The sequence below is a fragment of the Sulfitobacter mediterraneus genome (genome assembly GCF_003054325.1).
Taxonomy (GTDB): Bacteria; Pseudomonadota; Alphaproteobacteria; order Rhodobacterales; family Rhodobacteraceae; genus Sulfitobacter; species Sulfitobacter mediterraneus.
In genome coordinates, this window is sequence record NZ_QBKU01000004.1 from 222,705 (window position 1) to 240,968 (window position 18,264).

Here is an 18,264-nt window from a genome sequence, read left to right on the forward strand (position 1 = left end):
TTGCGAGCGACGGGCCGAGGCCCCATATAGAGATTAACACAACGCGCCGGAGGCCAGACATGCAAACCCGTAACAAGATTTTTGACGATATCAGCCAGATGATGACCAACGCCATGGGCGTGGCGCAGGGCGCGAAAGACGAAGCCGAAACCGCCATGAAAGGTATGATGGACCGTTGGCTGGCGGATCGCGATTTTGTCACCCGCGAAGAGTTCGACGCGGTGCGGGCGATGGCCCAGAAAGCGCGCGAAGAGAACGAGGCGCTCAAGGCACGGCTCGACGCGCTTGAGGCCAAGTAGGCGCATTCCAAAGGCGGCGCTGCCGCGCCATTTTGATTTATTGCAGGTTGAGAATGATCACCCGGACCGCCCGCGCGGCGTCCGGGTGTTTTGTTGTTCTTGAGTTTTTCTTGCCAAATGAAGAGAAGCACCGCGTTATTTTGGTGTGCGGGCCGACTTACACACAAGATATTGGAGTTATCCCCCACGATTTGTGGTTATCCCCAGAAAAGGGGTTGCCAGATGCGCCTGCTGCCCGCACCATATCTGGTATAGGCGCTGGGTCGCCCCACGCCTTTTAGTGCAGGCATCCAAGTTTGGTGGCAGATTTGCCTCTGGATTGGGATAAAAAAAGAGGTGGCGAAATGGCCCTGTCCGAGCAGTACCTTGAAGAAGATATTCACCCCATTGATATTGTTGAGCATTTGGCGGCTCATCATGAGTGGGATTTTGACCGCATTGCGGATGACCAGATTGCGATGGCTGTGGAGGGGCAGTGGCGCACCTATTCCATCACGCTTGCCTGGTCACCCTATGATGAGACGTTGCGCCTGATCTGTACGTTTGAGATGGAGCCGCCCGCCGAAAAACTGCCCAAGCTTTATGAGCTTCTCAACAATGTGAACGATCAATGTTGGGCCGGTGCCTTTACCTATTGGGCTGAGCAGCAGTTGATGGTCTATCGCTATGGTCTGGTGCTGGCGGGCGGCAATGTTGCCTCGGCTGAGCAGATCGACACGATGATTGGTGCAGCTGTGATGAGCGCAGAGCGCTATTATCCTGCCTTGCAGCTTTTGGTCTGGGGGGACCGGACGCCGGAAGAGGCCATTCAGGTTGCCATTGCAGAGGCCTACGGGCGGGCGTAACACTTTGCCCCGGAACAACCGGGGGAAATTTTATGAAAGACAGCCGAATTGCATCGGGCGGCCTTGTGTTGCTGGGATGTGGCAAGATGGGATCAGCGATGTTGGCCGGATGGCTGGCGCGCGGATTGCCGGCGACTTCGGTCTGGGTCAAGGATCCCTATCCATCTGAATGGTTGCAGGCGCAAGGCGTGCATCTGAACCAACCTTTGCCAGAGGCGCCGGCGGTGGTGCTGGTGGCGGTCAAACCGCAGATGATGGCGGAGGCATTGCCCACCTTGCAGATGATGGGCAAGGGCGAGACGGTTTTTGTCAGCGTCGCGGCGGGGACCACGATATCCTATTTCGAAGAGGTGCTTGGCGCAGGAACGCCTGTTGTGCGGGCAATGCCCAATACACCCGCTGCGATCTCGCAGGGGATCACGGCGATCGTGGCCAATGATGCCGCCGGGGCCGCGGGTCTGGATGAGGCAGAGGCACTGTTGTCTGCGGTGGGCGCGGTTGTCCGGCTGTCGCATGAGGCACAAATTGATGCGGTCACCGGGGTCAGCGGATCTGGCCCGGCTTACGTGTTCCATATGATAGAGACCATGGCGGCGGCGGGTGAGGCGCAGGGGTTGCCAGCCGATCTATCGATGCAGCTGGCCAAGGCAACCGTGGCCGGGGCAGGGGCCTTGGCGATGGCGGCAGAGGAAAGCCCAACGCAGTTGCGGGTTAATGTGACCAGCCCGAATGGCACCACGCAGGCCGCGCTTGAGGTGTTGATGGATGAAACTGACGGTTTTCCTGCCTTGCTGCGGCGGGCGGTGAAGGCGGCAACGGACAGATCAAAGGAACTGGCAAGTGGCTGAGATATCGTTTGAAGACTTTATGAAAGTCGATATTCGGGTGGGCACCGTGACGCGAGCCGAACCCTTTCCGGAGGCCCGCAAGCCTGCGATCAAGATGTGGATCGATTTTGGGCCGGAGATCGGTGAGCGCAAAACATCGGCGCAGATCACCGTGCATTACACGCCAGAGACATTGGTCGGGCGGCAGGTGATGGGCGTGGTGAACTTCCCGCCCCGGCAAATCGGGCCATTTATGTCTGAGGTTCTGGTCCTGGGAACGCCTGATGCGGAGGGGGCGATTGTGCTGTTGCAGCCGGGCCAGGATGTGCCGAACGGAGGGCGGATGCATTGACCAAGGTGTTGATAACGCGGCCTTTGCCGGAGGCTGTTACATCGCAGTTGGGCGGTGTTGATCTGACAGTCCGGAGCGAGACATTGCCCCTGACGGCCACAGAATTGCGGGCCGCATTATCCGAGCATGACGCGGTTTTGCCGACCTTGGGCGATGCATTCTCGGCCGAGGTCTTTGCAGATGTGCCTGCTCCGCGTTGCCGGATTTTGGCGAACTTTGGGGTTGGATATAACCACATTGATGCAGCCGCGGCCAAGGCGGCGGGGATCACCGTGACCAACACGCCCGGTGCTGTGACCGATGCCACTGCAGATATCGCGATGACGCTGATGCTGATGTCCGCGCGGCGGGCTGGCGAGGGGGAGCGGTTTGTGCGATCCGGCACTTGGCCGGGGTGGCATCCTACGCAAATGCTGGGCCTGCATCTGACGGGCAAGACGGTTGGGATCGTGGGTATGGGCCGGATCGGACAGGCGATTGCGCGGCGCTGTCATTATGGGTTTGGCATGGATGTGGCCTATTTCAGCCGCAGCGAAAAAACACTGGCCTATCCGGCGCAGCAGTATTCCGATCTCAAACAGATGGCGGGGCAGGTTGATATCCTTGTGGCCGCCGTGCCGGGCAGTGCGCAGACCTATCATCTGATTGACGGACCTGTGCTGGATGCGATGCGGCCCCATGGGCATCTGATCAACATTTCGCGGGGCGATGTCGTTGAGGAGGCGGCGTTGATCGCGGCCTTGCAAGACCGGCGTATCGGCGGTGCCGGTTTGGATGTTTATGAGTTTGAGCCAAAGGTGCCAGCGGCACTGCGGGCGTTGGACAATGTTGTGCTTCTGCCGCATCTGGGTACCTCGGCGCTTGAGGTGCGGATTGAGATGGGGTTGATGGCGGTGGATAACATTCAGGCATTTCTGGCCGGAAAGACGCCGCCGAACGTGGTTTAGGGGCGGCGCTGCATAGGATGGTCGGTGCAGCGCCAGTTGATCCTAGTTGACGGTCCGCCATTTGGGCAGGCGAATGATGGCCACGGTCTGCGTGGGTTCGGCACGGACCTCGAATTCGCCGCCGTGCAATTCGACCAGTTTGCGGGTCAGTGGCAGGCCAAGGCCAAGCCCGCCGCCTGTGCCGCGTTTTTCAACATCGCCGCCCACGATGAAGGGTTTGTAAAGTTCGGCCAGTTCGACATGGTCATCGATGCTACCGTTATCGGAGACGCAAATCTCGACATTTCCGGCCGGATCATGGCCGCAAGAGATCGCAATTTCGTCGCCGCCATGCAGGACGGAATTGAGCATCAGGGATGTCAGGCAAATCTTGATATGTTCCTGATCTACGAGGATTTCGCCGTGCATGTCGGATGTCGGCGTGGTGATGGTCTTGCCAACTTCGGCCACGCTGAATTGATGGTTTTGCTGCACGTCATCCAGTAGCTTAGCCATATTTGTGGATTGTTCGTTCAGCTGCAATTCACCCGTATTGATGTTGCTGAACTTCAGAATGGAATCGATCAGTGTGGATAGATGTTCGCTGGATTTGATTGAACTGTTGGCCAGTTTTTTGCTGACCTGATCATCGAGCCGCGATTCCAGAATGCGCATGGCGCCATGGACAATGGTCAGCGGTGTGCGCAACTCATGCCCCACAAGGGTGAGAAAGGCCGATTGGCCTTGATCGCTGGGCACCGCGGCTGGTTCTGCGGGGGCTTTTTCCAAGGCGGCCACAATAGCGCGGCCCATATCCTTGAGCACAGCCATATCGCGTTCGCTTGGTGCGTCATGCGGGACCAGATCCAATGCGCACAGGCTGCCAAAGCGATAGCCGGACGACAAAATCAACGGTACACCGGCATAGAAACGGGCCTGCGGGCCGCCCTCGGCCACCATGGGGTGATCGGCAAACTTGGGGTCTTTGCTGAGATCAGGGATGATCATCGGTTGTTCGGTCATGATGGTATGGGTGCAGAACGATTGGTTCTTTGGCATCTCGCCCAGCTCGATGCCGACCACCGATTTGTACCATTGCGTATCCTGTTCAACGACAGAGATATGCGCAATCGGACAACCAAACAGCTTGGCCGTTGCATCGCACAGCGCGTCAAACAATGCTTCGTTTTCGCGGGTCAGACCCGGCACATGCTGCACCGCTGCAACACGGGCTTCTTCATTGAAGGGAATTGGGTGCGTTCTCATATCCAGCCTCAATTGTTTTGAGTTCAAATCAATATTTTTGCCAGTTCTAGGGGAACATCGGGTCAAAAATCGGGCAGGACTTCGGTAATAATTGGCTGGAAAGGTAGGATGTCTTAGTCTTCGACAGCTTCGCGCCAGTGGCGGCGGCACAAGGACACATAGGTCTCGTTCCCGCCGATCTGCACCTGAGCGCCATCTTTCAGAACCGCGCCATCCGCACCTGTGCGCACAACCATGGTCGCCTTTTTCCCGCAGTGGCAGATGGTGCGCACTTCGCGCATTTCATCGCTCAGCGCCAGCAGGGTGGCTGATCCGGGAAACAGCTCGCCGCGGAAATCGACGCGCAGGCCGAAACACATGATTGGCACCCGCAGATCGTCCACTGCGCGGGCCAGCTGCCAGACCTGTTCAGGCTCCAGAAACTGGGCCTCGTCGATAAATACACAGGCACAGGGGCCTGCATTGATCCGATCCGCGATCTTGGCAAAGAGATCTTCGGCAGGGGCAAAGGTATCGGCCTTTTCGCCAATTCCGATCCGCGATGCGATGCGCCCTTCACCGGCGCGGTTGTCGAATTGCGCCGTCAAAAGGTAAGGCACCATGCCCCGTTCGACATAGTTATGCGCCGCCTGAAGCAGGACCGTCGATTTGCCCGCGTTCATGGTGGAATAGTGAAAGTACAGTTTTGCCATGGCCGTGTTGGTACGCCATCGGGCGGGCGGGCTTCAAGCGCTCGAGGGGTGAAAACCTGGCCTTGGTTGTAATTTCCGCTGAGGCCAAAAGAAGCAGATGCCGTTTTATAAATGACAAGTCGGGGTGGTTTGAGTAAGGGGACTACCAACGGGCCGGTTTTCTGCGACAATAAGAAACGGGCAGGCGAGTGGCGGGGAGGCTGAGAAATGGCCGGTATGGGCAGTTATCTGAAGAAACACACCGAGGCGTTGGTGAAAGAAGTTGGCATTGAGCCCGCGTGCGAAGTGACCGGCAAATCCAAGGCGACGCTGGGGCGTTATTATTCTGACAACCCCGAACACGCCGACCGCTTTATGCCTATCGATGCCGTGGCGCTGTTGGAAGAGGCGGCGGGCTATCCCCATGTCACCGTGGCCTTGGCCGAGCTGCGCGGCGTTGCCTTGAACTTCGAAGATCGGCGCGCCAATTCCGAACGTTCCGGCAATGTGAATTCGGATGTGATCGCGCTCAGCCAACGGTTCGCGCTTTTGATGGCAGAGTATCAGCAGTCCATCGAGGATGGACAGATCTCGGTGAACGAGGCCAAACGTTTGCTCAAAGAAACCACACTGTTGCAGCAGGTTCTCGTGGATATGAAACTGAACCTCGAAGACGAAAGCGGTTGATCGCTGGGGCGCGGCTGAGGTTAACCGTGCCGCTGCACCACAACAGAGCCGACAGAATAGCCCGCACCAAAAGAACAGATCAGCCCGGTGTCGCCGTCTTTCATATCGCTGGAATGCTTTGAAAAGGCGATGATCGACCCGGCCGATGAGGTGTTGGCGTATTCTTGCAGGATATTGGGCTGCTCGCCCGGTTCCGGCGAGCGGCCCAGAACCTTGCGACCGATAAAATCATTCATCGATTTGTTAGCCTGATGCAGCCACAATCGCTTGAGATCGTTGGCATTCACACCCTCTTCGGCCATATGTCCGGCGATATGTTCGGCCACCAGCGGCAGCACTTCTTTGAACACCTTCCGGCCATTCTGCATGAACTGCATATCGCGGCGGTCCTTGACCCCATCAGGGCGGGAGCGGCGCAAAAAGCCGTTGTTGTTGCGGATGTTGTTGGAAAAGTCCGTGGCGCAACGGGTTGACTTGATTTCGAAATAGGGGCCGGTTGCCGCTTCTTCACGTTCAATCAATGTGGCGGTGGCCACATCGCCAAAAATGAAATGGCAATCACGGTCACGCCATTCCAGATGCGCCGAACAAATCTCGGGATTGACCACCAGCGCAGACCGGATGGAGCCGGAGCGCACCATATCCGCCGCCGCCTGAATGCCAAATGTTGCCGATGAACAGGCCACGTTCATGTCAAAGGCAAAGCCTTCGATGCCTAGCAGATCCTGTATTTCGATGGCTACGGCGGGATAGGCCCGTTCCAGATTGGAGGCAGCACAGATGACCGCATCCACATCGGCAGCAGTTTTGCCCGCCTGTGCCAGTGCCTTGGTTGCGGCATCTAGGGCCATCTCGGCCATCAGGCTGGGTTCATCATCGCTGCGCTGGCGCAGCAGAGGATGCATCACCTCGGGATTGAGAATGCCCGATTTATCAATCACATACCGCTGTTCAATGCCGCTTGCCTTAAAGATAAACTCCTCTGAAGAGTGTTCCTTTGCGGCCCGATCACCGGCGGCAATCGCCTCTGCGTTTTGCGCATTGTAAAGATCAACATAGGCGTTGAACGCTTCGACCAATTCGGCATTGGTGATGATCTGGTCTGGGGTGAAAACACCGGTGCCGGTGATGGCAGGTTTGAACATAAAAAGGCCCTCTTGCGTTGGGGCAGCGTACACATGCGTGGGCCGGTGGGGCAAGGGCCAAGGGCGCGCTAGGGCGCCTGTGTGAGGGCTGGTCAGAAAGTTTTAAGGCTTTGCAGCGATGTTACGCCCGATGAAGCTGCAAAGGGCGATAACATTGGGTTTCTGGGTGCGGCTTTTCCTTGCCATGCTTCTGTGTGCCGGATCTGCGTTGGCGCAGGATGCCGGATCGCTACGGATGGACTTGATGGCGCAGCAGGGGCAAAGGGCGCTGCGGATCGCAAAATCCGCCTGTCTGGTGATGTCGGGCTCCCAATCAAAGCTGCATGCAGATGCGGCCACTGAAACAGCGCTGGAATTTGACACAACCATGATGCGGCTCATCGATGGCGATGCAGAGGGTGAACTGGCGCCTGAGAAAGACAACAGGCGGAGGCAAAAATTGGAGGAAATATCGCGCCTTTCTAAAGGGCTGACGCGATCCTCTTTGCAAATCGCAGCAGGGGACTTTCACACGATCCCTGTTTCTCTCTTGCTGGTACGCAATCAACATGTCGCAAACCAGATGTTCGAAGTTTTGTCAGAATCGGCTCCGACCTATGCCCCGGCTGAACAACCGGCGGAGGTGCGCAATGCCATCGGGCTTTTGCAGGCGCAGCACGCCTTGATCGAAGAATTGCTTCGCGATGTCTGTTATGCACGGCTGTCGCTTGGTCCCGAAGATCACGGGGCGCAAATGATTGCAAAAATGCGCAGGTTTGAGGCGGCGAATGCGGCCCTGATCACGGGCGATGCTGAACGTGGACTGTCCAAAGCGCCAAACATCAGCATCAAGATTGCCCTTGGTCAGGTGGACAGCAAATGGATTAGCCTTCACGCCCTGCTCAACGATGCCGCAACGGGCAAGGAACAGGACGTACGCGATGTGCAGCTTGCCTCGGTTCTGGGCGAAACCCTCACCCACCGGATGACCAAACTGATCAAAATGTATCGAAAGCTGTGAGGGTTAACCCTGTAGGCTTTTCACCCCAATCTCATCTTCGGCCTGCGCCTTGATCGCCAGGGCCGCAGCGTGAGAGCCGGCAGCCGTGGTGAAGTAGGGGATCTTGTCATAAAGCGCGATGGAACGGATGGATTTGCTGTCTTCAACGGCTTGGGCACCCTCGGTGGTGTTCATCACCAGATGCACATCACCGTCTTTCATCATATCGGTAATATCCGGGCGACCTTCATAGACTTTGTTGACCACGTCACAGGTCAGGCCCTGACCACTGAGCCACTCGGCGGTGCCGCGTGTGGCGATAAGGGTAAAACCCTGATCCAAAAGGACTTTGGCGGCCTCAAACATATCCGGTGTTTTGTCCATGTCCTTGATCGACAGGAAGGCACAGCCCTTGCGGGGCAGCGGATTGCCCGCGCCCATCTGCGCCTTGAGGAATGCACGGGGGAAGTCACGATCCCAGCCCATCACCTCACCGGTTGAGCGCATTTCCGGCCCGAGCAGCGTATCAACACCGGGGAAACGGGCAAATGGCATTACGGCTTCTTTCACCGAGAACCAAGGCATATTCGGATCGGCCAAGGTCATCGGATCGCCCAGTGGCAAGACATCGTCGTAAGAGGCCTGCTCTGGATAAGCGGCGCGTTTGGGGAAGTTCGTCAGCGGCTCTCCGGCCATGATCCGCGCAGCAATGGAGGCAATGGCACTGTCTGTAGCCTTGGCCACAAACGGAACAGTACGGGAAGCGCGCGGGTTGACTTCAATCAGATAAATTTCGCCATCTTTGATCGCGAACTGGATGTTCATCAGGCCCACAACATTCAACGCTAGCGCCAGGGCGCGGGTCTGTTTCTCGACCTCTTCGATCATATCGCGGGGCAGCGAATAGGGCGGCAGAGAACAGGCACTGTCACCTGAATGCACGCCCGCCTCTTCGATGTGCTGCATAATGCCCGCAACATGCACGTCCTTGCCATCGCAAAGGGCGTCAACGTCCAGTTCCACTGCGCCGGACAGATAGCTGTCGAGCAACACAGGGCTGTCACCAGAAACAACAACCGCGGTCGAGATGTAGCGTTCCAGCGAAGCCTGATCGCGCACGATTTCCATCGCCCGGCCACCCAAAACATAGGAGGGACGGATCACCAGCGGGAAGCCGATGTCAGAGGCAATATCCATCGCTTCGCTGTCGGAATGGGCGATACCGTTGTGCGGCTGCTTCAGCCCAAGCTTTTGCACAAGCTGTTGGAAACGCTCACGATCTTCGGCCAGATCAATCGCGTCCGGCGTGGTGCCAAGGATCGGGATACCAGCCTCTTCCAGTGCATTGGCTAGTTTCAGCGGGGTTTGGCCGCCAAACTGCACAATCACCCCGTGCAGGATGCCGTTTTCCTGCTCAACCCGCAGGATTTCCATGACATGTTCAAAGGTCAGCGGTTCAAAATAGAGCCGATCCGAGGTGTCATAATCTGTCGAAACCGTCTCGGGATTACAGTTGACCATGATGGTCTCGTAACCCGCATCGGTCAGCGCATAGCAAGCGTGGCAACAGCAATAATCAAATTCAATCCCCTGGCCAATCCGGTTGGGACCGCCGCCAAGGATCACGACCTTCTTGCGGTCCGATGGCCGTGCTTCGCATTCCACGTCGCCCATCATCGGGGCCTCGTAGGTGGAGTACATATAGGGGGTCTGCGCCTCAAATTCGGCGGCGCAGGTGTCGATGCGTTTGAACACCGCTTTTACGCCTGCGTTCAGGCGTGCGTTGCGGACTGCGGTTTCGGATTGCCCGGTCAAATGGGCCAGCCGCGCATCGGTGAAGCCCATCATCTTGAGGTGGCGCATCGCGGTTTCATCCGTGGGCAGGCCGTCGGTTTTGACTTGTGTCTCGGCGTCGATGATTTCGCGGATGCGGGCGAGGAACCAAGGGTCAAACATGGTCACGCCATGGATTTCGTCATCGGACATGTCGTGGCGCATGGCTTGGGCGATGGTGCGCAGACGGTCCGGTGTTTGTTTGCTGATCGCTTTGACCAAGGCGGCCTGATCGGGTGCGCCGGGAATGTCGATTTCATCAAAGCCGGTGAGGCCCGATTCCATCGACGCCAGCGCCTTTTGCATGCTCTCGTGGATGGTGCGGCCGATCGACATCGCCTCGCCCACGGATTTCATTGCGGTGGTCAGGTTCGGCTCGGAGCCAGGGAATTTTTCAAAGGCGAATTTCGGGATCTTGGTGACCACATAGTCGATGGTCGGCTCAAAACTGGCCGGGGTGACGCCGGTGATGTCGTTGTCCAGCTCATCAAGGGTGAAACCTACCGCTAGCTTTGCCGCGATCTTGGCAATCGGGAAGCCCGTCGCCTTGGACGCCAGCGCCGAGGAGCGCGACACGCGCGGGTTCATTTCGATCACAACCATGCGGCCGTCAGCGGGGTTCACCGCCCATTGCACGTTGGAGCCGCCGGTTTCCACGCCGATTTCGCGCAGCACCGCGATCGAGTGGTTGCGCATGATCTGGTATTCTTTGTCCGTCAGGGTCAGCGCGGGGGCCACCGTGATAGAATCGCCCGTGTGCACGCCCATCGGGTCCACGTTTTCGATGGAACAGACGATGATCGCATTGTCGGCGGTGTCGCGCACCACCTCCATTTCGAACTCTTTCCAACCAAGCAGCGATTCGTCGATCAGGATCTGACCCATCGGGGAGGCATCCATGCCAGAGCGGCAGAAAAATTCGTAGTCTTCGCGGTTGTAGGCCACGCCGCCGCCGGTACCGCCCATGGTAAAGGCGGGGCGGATGATCGCGGGCAGGCCGATTTCTTCGAGGTCTTCGAGCGCCAGTGCCACACCCGCGGCGAGATCTTTCTTGCCGTCCGCGCCGATGGGCGCAGTGCAGATTGTGGCCCGGGGGTTTTCGATGCCCAGACGGTCCATCGCTTCGCGGAAGAGCTTGCGATCTTCTGCCATTTCAATGGCTTCGCGTTTTGCGCCGATCATCTCGACATTGAATTTTTCCAGCACGCCCATTTCTTCGAGCGCGAGGGATGTGTTCAATCCGGTCTGCCCGCCCATGGTTGGAAGCAGAGCGTCGGGGCGTTCTTTCTCGATGATTTTGGCGACTATTTCAGGGGTGATCGGCTCGATATAGGTCGCATCGGCTAGACCCGGATCGGTCATGATCGTCGCCGGGTTGGAGTTCACAAGGATGACGCGGTAGCCCTCTTCCTTGAGGGCTTTGCAGGCCTGTGCGCCTGAGTAGTCAAACTCGCAGGCTTGTCCAATGACAATGGGGCCTGCACCAATGATCATGATCGACTGGATGTCGGTTCTCTTTGGCATGGCTATGGCCCCCGGATGTTTGCAAATTGTCCTGCGTTATAGGGATGGCAACGCCGGTTGCAAGGGTCGAATGGGGGCCAGCCCCCATACCCCCGGAATATTTTTGGCCAAAAAGGCGGGGGGCAGGTCTGTGTGGGTGTCAGGCGTTCAGAAAGATCCGAGCGGCGGCCTCAAATTCGCGGGGTTTTTCGGCGTGCAGCCAGTGCCCTGCGCCGGGCAGTTTGGCAAAGCGGGCGGCGGGGAACAGCGCCTTGATCGTGGGGCGGTGTTCGGGTCGCACATAGTCAGATGCGCCGCCAGAGAGGAACAGGGTGGGGCCGTCAAAGTGGCCGGAAATATCGGTGGGCCAGCCGATGATCTTGGGCATTTCGGCCTCAAGCACATCGAGGTTGAGGCGCCACGCCTTGCCCGGCACATCCAGCGATTGGGTGAAAAAGCTTTGCAAGGCGCGGTCGACGCCCTGTTCGGCCAATTGCGTCTCAGCGTCCGAGCGGCGGGTGATCGCGGAGAGGTCCACCTTGCGCATGGCGTCGATATACATTTGCTGGGTGTGGCCATAGGCGGTTGGTGCGATGTCGGCGATGATCAACCGGCGCAGAAGTTGTGGGTGGGTCAGGGCCAGCACCATCGCCGCCTTGCCGCCCATGGAATGCCCGCAGACATCGACAGGGATGTTCAGATGGGTGATCAGATCGGCCAGATCTTGGGCCATGTCAGGATAGCTTTGGGAGGGCATGCGGGGGCTGGTGCCGTGATTGCGCATATCGACGGTGATCACCCGGCGGCTGTCTGACAGGCGTTTTGCGATTACGCCCCAGTTGCGACCAGAGCCATAGAGGCCATGCACAATGATCAGGGCGGGCGTGTCGGCGGTTGCGGGGATGTCCCCGAATTCAGAATAGCTGAGCATGGGGTAGAGGTAGCGCCATTGCGGCCTTTGGGCCAGTGCGATTAGAAGGGGGGATGATTTATGAAGCGGACATAGCTGCGAAATCCGAAGCCCTGCGCAATTTGCTGCGGGAGAAATTCGGCGTCAAAGCGCGGAATTTGGCCGTTGCGTTGGCGCGGACAGGTCGGCGCATGCCGCCGGCGTTGCACAGGCAGGCCGAGATTTTGATCCGGGCGGAGCAAGAGGTGCGCAACCCCAAGCTGGCTTTGCAATGGGATGTGGCGCGGATTGATCAGGCCTATGAGGCCGTGGCGGCACATCTGCGCCAGATCGACGTGAGGGAACGGCGCAAATCGCAGCTGTTGCGGATGGCGGGGCTGGTTGTGTTTTACCTGCTGGTTGTTCTAGGTGCGTTTGTCTTTTGGATGTGGTGGCGCGGCTACGTTTGAGGCGGGTGATCCTCTGGCGGGCGCAGCGCGTCGCGCAGCACCAGCGTGACGGTGACAAAGCTGACATAAAGCAGCAGATACCATGAGCCCATTTTGGCAAGGCGCACCATTTCCCCTGCGTTTTGCCCCGCATAAAGCCATGTGCGTGTGGCGGTGCCGATGTTTTCAGCCAACCACAGGAAAAAGCTGGTCAGGAACGCAGCGAGCGGCAGCGGCATCCAATAGCGCTGTGCTCCGATGTGAAACCAGATCCGGGTGCGGGCAAACAGCAGGACCGTGGCGGCAAACAGCGCGATGCGGATGTCTGGCAGGTAATGATGGGCGAAGAAATTGGTGTAGATCGCCACAGCCAGCACAACTGTTGTCCAATAGGGTGGATAGGGCGCGAACCGCATATCGAACAGACGGATCACCCGCGCCATATACGACCCCACCGCCGCATACATGAAGCCCGAGAACAGCGGCACGCCCCAGATCTTGCTGATCGCATCGCCGGGGTAGGCCCAGCTGCCGGCGTTGACCTTGAAGATCTCCATGAGGGTGCCGGTCAGGTGGAACAAGGCAATGACCCGCGCCTCGCGCCAGCTTTCCATGCCGGTTGCGAGGAACAGGGCTTGGAGCGCCAGGGCATAGATCAACAACGCGTCAAAGCGGGCGATCGGCCAGTGGGGCTGCCAGATGCGGTCGCTGATGATCAATCCGGCCAGTAGCAGGGCGCCGGGAAAGGCGGCCCAGCCTTGTTTCAGCACAAACATCACAAATTCAGCCAGTGCCAGCGGCAAGCGGGCGCGCATCCAGTCGCCCAGATGACGTTCAAGGCGTTTTGTGCGGTTTGGGTGTTGTGCTGTCATCTGATGGGGGCGGGGCGCTCAGGCGCTGTATTGAGCATCGGTGACATGTTCCATCCAATCCACTGCACTGCCATCCAATTCCTCTTGCAGGGCGATGTGGGTCATCGCGCAATCGGGCGCGGCCCCGTGCCAGTGCTTTTCGCCCGGCTCGAACCAGACGACATCACCGGGGCGCAGGGGTTGGACCGGTTCGCCCTCTTTTTGTGCCAGCCCCGCACCGGAGGTCACGATCAGGGTTTGCCCCAGTGGATGGGTGTGCCATGCGGTGCGGGCGCCGGGGTCAAACGTGACGGTCACGCCGCGCAGGCGGGCCGGGGCAGGGGTGCTGACCAACGGGTCCATGCGCACGGTGCCGGTGAAATAATCGGGGCTGCCAGCGCCGGAAGGGCGTGAACCTGCGGGATGGATGATCATTGGGTCTCTCCTGAATATGAAAGGGCGGCTTGCATCATGTGGCGCAGCTGCGCCTCATAGGTGGCGGTGCTTGGGGCGGGGTAGTCGGGCAGTTTGATGGTTTTTTCGACCACGCTGATCCCCAAAAGCACCGACATAAACAATGCGGTGCGGGCAGGGCAGCCGATGATGGCCAGCAGGGGTGCATAGAATTTCTCATGGGTCAGGTTGCGCACTTTTTCGCCGACGTCGTCGTCGTGAGCGTTGGACAGGATCATCCGTACCACGGATGGCGTTTCGCCGCCTCGCGGGGCGGTGACAAACAGCTGGGTCATGAGATCCATGAGCTGTTCTGGGGATTTGGCCAATGCGCTTGGGTCGTCAAATGCATCTGCGAGTGTGGCGTCAAAGAGGCCCATTTTCCCACCGAAATATCGCGAGATCAGCGCCACATCGACATCCGCCGCTTTGGCAATCTGGCGCAGAGACACCGGAGAATAGCCCCGCGCCCAAAGCAGGCGACGTCCGTGGAACAGGAGTTTTTCGCGGGTATTCAAGGCTTTGGTCATGGGAGCAGCTTAAACTGCGGATTTAGGTTGTCAACAAGTGTTGACATATCTCGCGGGATACCTATTTTGACCGTCAACAACTGTTGACTTAACCCGAAGGATTCTATCATGAGCAACACCGCACTGATCACGGGTGCCTCGTCTGGCATCGGCATGGAATTTGCCCGCTATCACGCGTCCAAGGGTGGAGATGTGATTGTCACGGCGCGCAGAGAAGACACGCTGAACACGCTCAAGGCTGAACTTGAGCAAAAGCATGGTGTCAAAGTGCATGTCTTTGCGCTGGACCTCGGGGCGGATGGCGGCGCAGAGGCGCTGTACCAGCAGGTCAAAGCGGCAGGGCTCAAGGTGGATATCCTGATCAACAATGCCGGATTTGGCGGGCAGGGAGCGCATATCGACCGGCCTTTGAAAGGCGAGTTGGGGATGATCGATTTGAACGTCAAAGCCCTGGTGGCGCTGACCCATCTGGCGGCGGCGGATATGGTGGCGCAGGGCGGCGGCAAGATTTTGCAGGTGGGATCAACGGCCGGGTTTATGCCGGGGCCCAATCAGGCGGTCTATTTCGCAACGAAGGCTTTTGTGAAATCCTTTTCCGAAGGCATTGATCAGGAGCTGCGCCCGCGCGGCGTGACTTCGACGGTGCTGGCACCCGGATATGTCGAGACAGAGTTTGCGCAGGCCGCCAATCTGGAAGGCACCAAGCTGGTGTTAGGCGGCGGCAAAACCCCCGCGAGCGTCGCCAAACATGGCTATGATGCAATGATGCGCGGGGATTTGGTGACGGTGAATGAGCGCGGCCTTGGCTTTATGGTGAACTGGGTGATCCCGCTGTTGCCGCGCCGTCAGGTGCTTAAGATGGTTCAGAATATGCAGGCCAAATGATCGGCGACATGGGCCGCTGAGCGAATATATGATCTAGACCGGCGGGCCATTGGCCTGCCGGTTTGATTTAGGGGCGGCTGGACACCAATTTACAAAGGCACGTCGTCGTATTTGCGTGCATGAGAGGCGGTTGCCTCTTTCATGGTGTCCTGCGTGGCTTTTGTCATCATCTCGAACATGCGCGTCGCCTCGGCAGTGTAATCCTGCACGGCCTTTGTGTAGAATTCGGACTGAAGCTGGAACAACTCCTGCGGGGACGAACAGCCCATCATCGCTTTTTGCAGCTCGACGTCCTGTTCAAACCGTTCCGAGACAAAGCGACTGCTTTCGTCCATGACCTGTTTCCAAGCGGACATTCCAACGGGATTGACCGCTGCCATCGCGGCTGCCATCGGCATCGCGGAAAAATCTGGTGCTTCGGCCTTGTTCGATGTCTTTCCCATCTGTGTGTCTCCCTTTCTGGGTGTCATGCGCCAGCGGGCTTTTGCCGCTGATCCAACCCCCACAATCTAGCAGATTTCATGATCTGCCGCCTTGATGCAGGTCAATGGGGGTTGTTCTGGGGAAAAGGTAGGCGTGCATCAGGGCATTGCCAGCAAAAACGCCCCCGCATTTCTGCGAGGGCGTTTGCGGGTCTCAATGCTAGAAACCGGTCAGAGGTTCGGATACAACGGGAAGCGCGCGCAGAGGGCTTCAACTTCTGACTTTACCTTGGCTTCGACCTCGGCATTGCCGTCTTCGCCATTGGCAGCCAGTCCATCGACCACTTCGATGATCCAATCGGCGATTTGGCGGAACTCAGCCTCGCCAAAGCCGCGGGTTGTCCCGGCGGGGGAGCCAAGGCGAATACCCGAAGTCACGGTTGGTTTTTCCGGGTCAAACGGCACCCCGTTTTTGTTGCAGGTGATGTGGGCGCGGCCCAGTGCCTTGTCGACAATGTTGCCGGTCACGCCTTTGGGGCGCAGATCAACCAGCACAACGTGGGTGTCGGTGCCGTGGGTAACCGTGTCGAGGCCGCCTTTGATCAACTGATCCGACAGCGCCTGTGCGTTAACGACTACCTGCTTGATGTAGTCCTTGAACTCAGGACGCAGCGCCTCACCAAAGGCAACGGCCTTGGCGGCGATCACATGCATAAGCGGGCCACCCTGAATGCCGGGGAAAATGGCGGAATTGAACTTTTTCGCCAGTGCCTCGTCATTTGTCAGGATCATGCCGCCGCGTGGGCCGCGCAGGGTTTTGTGGGTTGTGGTGGTGGCCACATGGGCATGCGGGAAGGGCGATGGATGTTCGCCAGCGGCCACAAGACCGGCAAAGTGGGCCATATCAACATGCAGATAAGCGCCAACCATATCGGCAATCTCGCGCATGCGGGCAAAGTCGATCTGGCGCGGAATGGCGGAACCGCCTGCGATGATCATCTTGGGCTGGTGCTCTTTGGCCAGCGCTTCAACTTGATCATAATCCAGCAGGTTGTCTTGCTTGCGCACGCCGTATTGGATGGCGTTGAACCATTTGCCGGATTGGTTCGGCTTGGCGCCATGGGTCAGGTGACCACCTGCATCCAAGGACATGCCAAGGATGGTATCGCCGGGCTGCAACAGCGCTTGGAACACACCCTGGTTCGCCTGCGAGCCGGAGTTGGGCTGCACATTGGCAAATTCACAATCAAACAGCTTGCAAGCGCGTTCGATGGCAAGGTTTTCGGCCACATCGACGTGCTGGCACCCGCCGTAATAGCGGCGGCCCGGATAACCTTCGGCGTATTTGTTGGTCATGATCGACCCCTGCGCCTCAAGCACAGCGGCGGACACGATGTTTTCAGATGCGATCAGTTCGATCTCATCGCGCTGACGGCCCAGCTCATCAGTGATGGAGCCAAAGATTTGTGGGTCTGAATCAGACAGGGTAGCGGTGAAAAAGCCGGACATGATGCTGTTCCTTTGGGCTGCGAAATTTCGTGTTTCGTATCGGAAACATCAGCGGCTTGGAAGTGGGGAAAACGACGCAACGCCAGATATGTGCGGCAATGCTGGTAGCCTGAGGAATAATGTGATTGTTTTGGAGCGAATTGCGCCCAATCGGAAACTTTGACCCATGTCCATGAGAATCGCTTTTGCTGCCAGCCGCGCCAGTGTCGCCCAGACCGCGCGTGCAGCGTTGATCGGGCGCTATGGCAATGTGCCCCCCGAAGAGGCCGAGGTGATCGTGGCGCTGGGCGGCGATGGTTTTATGCTGCAAACGCTGCACAATACTCAGGATTTGCCCGCGCCGGTTTACGGGATGAACCGCGGCACCATCGGTTTTTTGATGAACGAATACAAAGAATCCGATCTGGTTGAGCGTCTTGAGGCGGCTGAAACGGCGGTCATCAACCCGCTGGCGATGCGCGCGACTAACAGCGCCGGGACGGTGCATGAGGCATTGGCAATCAACGAGGTGTCGCTGCTCCGGGCAGGTCCGCAGGCGGCCAAGTTACAGATCACCGTCGATGGCCGGCTGCGGTTGCAGGAGCTGGTCTGCGACGGCGCGCTTGTTGCCACACCTGCCGGGTCCACAGCCTACAACTATTCCGCCCATGGTCCGATCCTGCCCATCGGGGCGGAGATACTGGCCCTCACCGCAATGGCCGCCTTTCGCCCCCGCAGGTGGCGCGGGGCGTTGTTGCCCAAAACCGCGCAGGTCCGTTTTGACGTGCTTGAGCCAGAAAAACGTCCGGTGATGGCAGATGCCGACGGCAAATCCTACCGCGACGTGGTGTCTGTTGAGGTCCGTTCAGAACCCGACGTGGCGCATACGATCCTGTTTGATCCCGGTCACGGCCTCGAAGAGCGGTTGATCAGCGAGCAATTCAACTGATCCAAAAACCTGAAA

Annotated in this window: 20 protein-coding genes; 10 read left to right on the forward strand and 10 right to left on the reverse strand. The window is 58.3% G+C overall.

The window, feature by feature from the left end:
* Positions 1–59 precede the first annotated feature (59 nt).
* The 5 genes from C8N31_RS08430 to C8N31_RS08450 all read left to right on the forward strand — a co-directional run bounded on the left by C8N31_RS08430 (position 60) and on the right by C8N31_RS08450 (position 3,270).
* On the forward strand, positions 60–299 hold the full coding sequence (locus C8N31_RS08430; protein WP_025047864.1) for an accessory factor UbiK family protein: 240 nt from the start codon (positions 60–62) through the stop codon (positions 297–299).
* Positions 300–643: 344 nt separating this feature from the next.
* Positions 644–1,144 carry a type III secretion system chaperone family protein gene (locus C8N31_RS08435; RefSeq protein WP_025047863.1) on the forward strand — a complete coding sequence of 167 codons (501 nt, stop codon included), beginning with the start codon at positions 644–646 and terminating at the stop codon, positions 1,142–1,144.
* Positions 1,145–1,176: 32 nt separating this feature from the next.
* A complete protein-coding gene (gene proC / locus C8N31_RS08440) occupies positions 1,177–1,992 on the forward strand; it encodes a pyrroline-5-carboxylate reductase (RefSeq protein ID WP_025047862.1) in 816 nt (271 codons plus the stop codon).
* Positions 1,985–2,323 carry a tRNA-binding protein gene (locus C8N31_RS08445; RefSeq protein ID WP_025047861.1) on the forward strand — a complete coding sequence of 113 codons (339 nt, stop codon included), beginning with the start codon at positions 1,985–1,987 and terminating at the stop codon, positions 2,321–2,323. The genes proC and C8N31_RS08445 overlap by 8 nt, the downstream gene beginning before the upstream one ends.
* Positions 2,320–3,270, forward strand: coding sequence for a 2-hydroxyacid dehydrogenase (locus C8N31_RS08450; RefSeq protein ID WP_025047860.1), 951 nt, complete (start codon positions 2,320–2,322; stop codon positions 3,268–3,270). The genes C8N31_RS08445 and C8N31_RS08450 overlap by 4 nt, the downstream gene beginning before the upstream one ends.
* 42 nt (positions 3,271–3,312) lie before the next feature.
* Here C8N31_RS08450 and C8N31_RS08455 read toward each other — a convergent pair whose 3' ends face one another.
* The gene (locus tag C8N31_RS08455; RefSeq protein ID WP_037918270.1) at positions 3,313–4,515 is read right to left on the reverse strand and encodes a GAF domain-containing sensor histidine kinase; all 1,203 of its coding nucleotides are present in this window, start codon (positions 4,513–4,515) and stop codon (positions 3,313–3,315) included.
* 113 nt (positions 4,516–4,628) lie between these two features.
* Entirely contained in the window at positions 4,629–5,207 is a 579-nt protein-coding gene (locus C8N31_RS08460) for a thymidine kinase (RefSeq protein ID WP_025047859.1), read from the reverse strand.
* A 207-nt stretch (positions 5,208–5,414) separates the two neighbouring features.
* Here C8N31_RS08460 and C8N31_RS08465 point away from each other — a divergent pair, with 207 nt between their 5' ends.
* Positions 5,415–5,873 (forward strand): hypothetical protein, encoded by a 459-nt coding sequence (locus C8N31_RS08465; protein ID WP_025047858.1) that lies wholly within the window; start codon positions 5,415–5,417, stop codon positions 5,871–5,873.
* A gap of 20 nt (positions 5,874–5,893) precedes the next feature.
* On the opposite strand, the gene C8N31_RS08470 is transcribed toward C8N31_RS08465, so the two are convergent.
* On the reverse strand, positions 5,894–7,018 hold the full coding sequence (locus tag C8N31_RS08470) for a beta-ketoacyl-ACP synthase III (protein WP_025047857.1): 1,125 nt from the start codon (positions 7,016–7,018) through the stop codon (positions 5,894–5,896).
* 118 nt (positions 7,019–7,136) lie between these two features.
* Between C8N31_RS08470 and C8N31_RS08475 the strand changes: the two genes are divergently transcribed.
* Positions 7,137–8,018, forward strand: a complete 882-nt coding sequence (locus tag C8N31_RS08475; protein ID WP_146173116.1) for a hypothetical protein — start codon at positions 7,137–7,139, stop codon at positions 8,016–8,018.
* Positions 8,019–8,021: 3 nt separating this feature from the next.
* Here the strand turns inward: C8N31_RS08475 and carB are convergent, their stop codons facing one another.
* Both carB and C8N31_RS08485 read right to left on the reverse strand, forming a co-directional pair.
* Positions 8,022–11,354, reverse strand: coding sequence for a carbamoyl-phosphate synthase large subunit (carB, locus tag C8N31_RS08480; RefSeq protein ID WP_025047855.1), 3,333 nt, complete (start codon positions 11,352–11,354; stop codon positions 8,022–8,024).
* Positions 11,355–11,493: 139 nt separating this feature from the next.
* On the reverse strand, positions 11,494–12,264 hold the full coding sequence (locus C8N31_RS08485; RefSeq protein WP_025047854.1) for an alpha/beta fold hydrolase: 771 nt from the start codon (positions 12,262–12,264) through the stop codon (positions 11,494–11,496).
* A gap of 53 nt (positions 12,265–12,317) precedes the next feature.
* Here C8N31_RS08485 and C8N31_RS08490 point away from each other — a divergent pair, with 53 nt between their 5' ends.
* A complete protein-coding gene (locus C8N31_RS08490; RefSeq protein WP_025047853.1) occupies positions 12,318–12,692 on the forward strand; it encodes a hypothetical protein in 375 nt (124 codons plus the stop codon).
* Here C8N31_RS08490 and C8N31_RS08495 read toward each other — a convergent pair.
* From C8N31_RS08495 to C8N31_RS08505, 3 genes are read right to left on the reverse strand one after another with little or no spacing between them, the layout of a single operon-like run.
* Positions 12,683–13,543: a DUF817 domain-containing protein gene (locus C8N31_RS08495; protein WP_051544595.1), complete on the reverse strand. Its 861-nt coding sequence runs from the start codon at positions 13,541–13,543 to the stop codon at positions 12,683–12,685. The two genes, C8N31_RS08490 and C8N31_RS08495, sit on opposite strands and share 10 nt — an antisense overlap.
* Before the next feature lie 18 nt (positions 13,544–13,561).
* The gene (locus C8N31_RS08500; protein WP_025047852.1) at positions 13,562–13,957 is read right to left on the reverse strand and encodes a (R)-mandelonitrile lyase; all 396 of its coding nucleotides are present in this window, start codon (positions 13,955–13,957) and stop codon (positions 13,562–13,564) included.
* Positions 13,954–14,505 carry a TetR/AcrR family transcriptional regulator gene (locus tag C8N31_RS08505; protein WP_025047851.1) on the reverse strand — a complete coding sequence of 184 codons (552 nt, stop codon included), beginning with the start codon at positions 14,503–14,505 and terminating at the stop codon, positions 13,954–13,956. The genes C8N31_RS08500 and C8N31_RS08505 overlap by 4 nt, the downstream gene beginning before the upstream one ends.
* A 108-nt stretch (positions 14,506–14,613) precedes the next feature.
* Here C8N31_RS08505 and C8N31_RS08510 point away from each other — a divergent pair, with 108 nt between their 5' ends.
* On the forward strand, positions 14,614–15,390 hold the full coding sequence (locus tag C8N31_RS08510) for an SDR family NAD(P)-dependent oxidoreductase (protein WP_025047850.1): 777 nt from the start codon (positions 14,614–14,616) through the stop codon (positions 15,388–15,390).
* An 89-nt stretch (positions 15,391–15,479) separates the two neighbouring features.
* Here the strand turns inward: C8N31_RS08510 and C8N31_RS08515 are convergent, their stop codons facing one another.
* A complete protein-coding gene (locus tag C8N31_RS08515; protein ID WP_162933432.1) occupies positions 15,480–15,833 on the reverse strand; it encodes a phasin family protein in 354 nt (117 codons plus the stop codon).
* Positions 15,834–16,043: 210 nt separating this feature from the next.
* Positions 16,044–17,321: a serine hydroxymethyltransferase gene (gene glyA, locus C8N31_RS08520; RefSeq protein ID WP_025047847.1), complete on the reverse strand. Its 1,278-nt coding sequence runs from the start codon at positions 17,319–17,321 to the stop codon at positions 16,044–16,046.
* 166 nt (positions 17,322–17,487) lie between these two features.
* Between glyA and C8N31_RS08525 the strand changes: the two genes are divergently transcribed.
* Positions 17,488–18,249, forward strand: a complete 762-nt coding sequence (locus C8N31_RS08525) for an NAD kinase (protein ID WP_025047846.1) — start codon at positions 17,488–17,490, stop codon at positions 18,247–18,249.
* Positions 18,250–18,264 lie beyond the last annotated feature (15 nt).

Bases quoted from the DNA above. Each gene is read 5' to 3' on its own strand.
- C8N31_RS08430 (WP_025047864.1), top strand. From the start codon at position 60: ATGCAAACCCGTAACAAGATTTTTGACGATATCAGCCAGATGATGACC.
- C8N31_RS08435 (WP_025047863.1), top strand. From the start codon at position 644: ATGGCCCTGTCCGAGCAGTACCTTGAAGAAGATATTCACCCCATTGAT.
- proC (WP_025047862.1), top strand. From the start codon at position 1,177: ATGAAAGACAGCCGAATTGCATCGGGCGGCCTTGTGTTGCTGGGATGT.
- C8N31_RS08455 (WP_037918270.1), bottom strand. From the start codon at position 4,515: ATGAGAACGCACCCAATTCCCTTCAATGAAGAAGCCCGTGTTGCAGCG.
- C8N31_RS08460 (WP_025047859.1), bottom strand. From the start codon at position 5,207: ATGGCAAAACTGTACTTTCACTATTCCACCATGAACGCGGGCAAATCG.
- C8N31_RS08465 (WP_025047858.1), top strand. From the start codon at position 5,415: ATGGCCGGTATGGGCAGTTATCTGAAGAAACACACCGAGGCGTTGGTG.
- C8N31_RS08470 (WP_025047857.1), bottom strand. From the start codon at position 7,018: ATGTTCAAACCTGCCATCACCGGCACCGGTGTTTTCACCCCAGACCAG.
- C8N31_RS08475 (WP_146173116.1), top strand. From the start codon at position 7,137: ATGTTACGCCCGATGAAGCTGCAAAGGGCGATAACATTGGGTTTCTGG.
- carB (WP_025047855.1), bottom strand. From the start codon at position 11,354: ATGCCAAAGAGAACCGACATCCAGTCGATCATGATCATTGGTGCAGGC.
- C8N31_RS08485 (WP_025047854.1), bottom strand. From the start codon at position 12,264: ATGCTCAGCTATTCTGAATTCGGGGACATCCCCGCAACCGCCGACACG.
- C8N31_RS08490 (WP_025047853.1), top strand. From the start codon at position 12,318: ATGATTTATGAAGCGGACATAGCTGCGAAATCCGAAGCCCTGCGCAAT.
- C8N31_RS08495 (WP_051544595.1), bottom strand. From the start codon at position 13,543: ATGACAGCACAACACCCAAACCGCACAAAACGCCTTGAACGTCATCTG.
- C8N31_RS08500 (WP_025047852.1), bottom strand. From the start codon at position 13,957: ATGATCATCCATCCCGCAGGTTCACGCCCTTCCGGCGCTGGCAGCCCC.
- C8N31_RS08505 (WP_025047851.1), bottom strand. From the start codon at position 14,505: ATGACCAAAGCCTTGAATACCCGCGAAAAACTCCTGTTCCACGGACGT.
- C8N31_RS08510 (WP_025047850.1), top strand. From the start codon at position 14,614: ATGAGCAACACCGCACTGATCACGGGTGCCTCGTCTGGCATCGGCATG.
- C8N31_RS08515 (WP_162933432.1), bottom strand. From the start codon at position 15,833: ATGGGAAAGACATCGAACAAGGCCGAAGCACCAGATTTTTCCGCGATG.
- glyA (WP_025047847.1), bottom strand. From the start codon at position 17,321: ATGTCCGGCTTTTTCACCGCTACCCTGTCTGATTCAGACCCACAAATC.
- C8N31_RS08525 (WP_025047846.1), top strand. From the start codon at position 17,488: ATGTCCATGAGAATCGCTTTTGCTGCCAGCCGCGCCAGTGTCGCCCAG.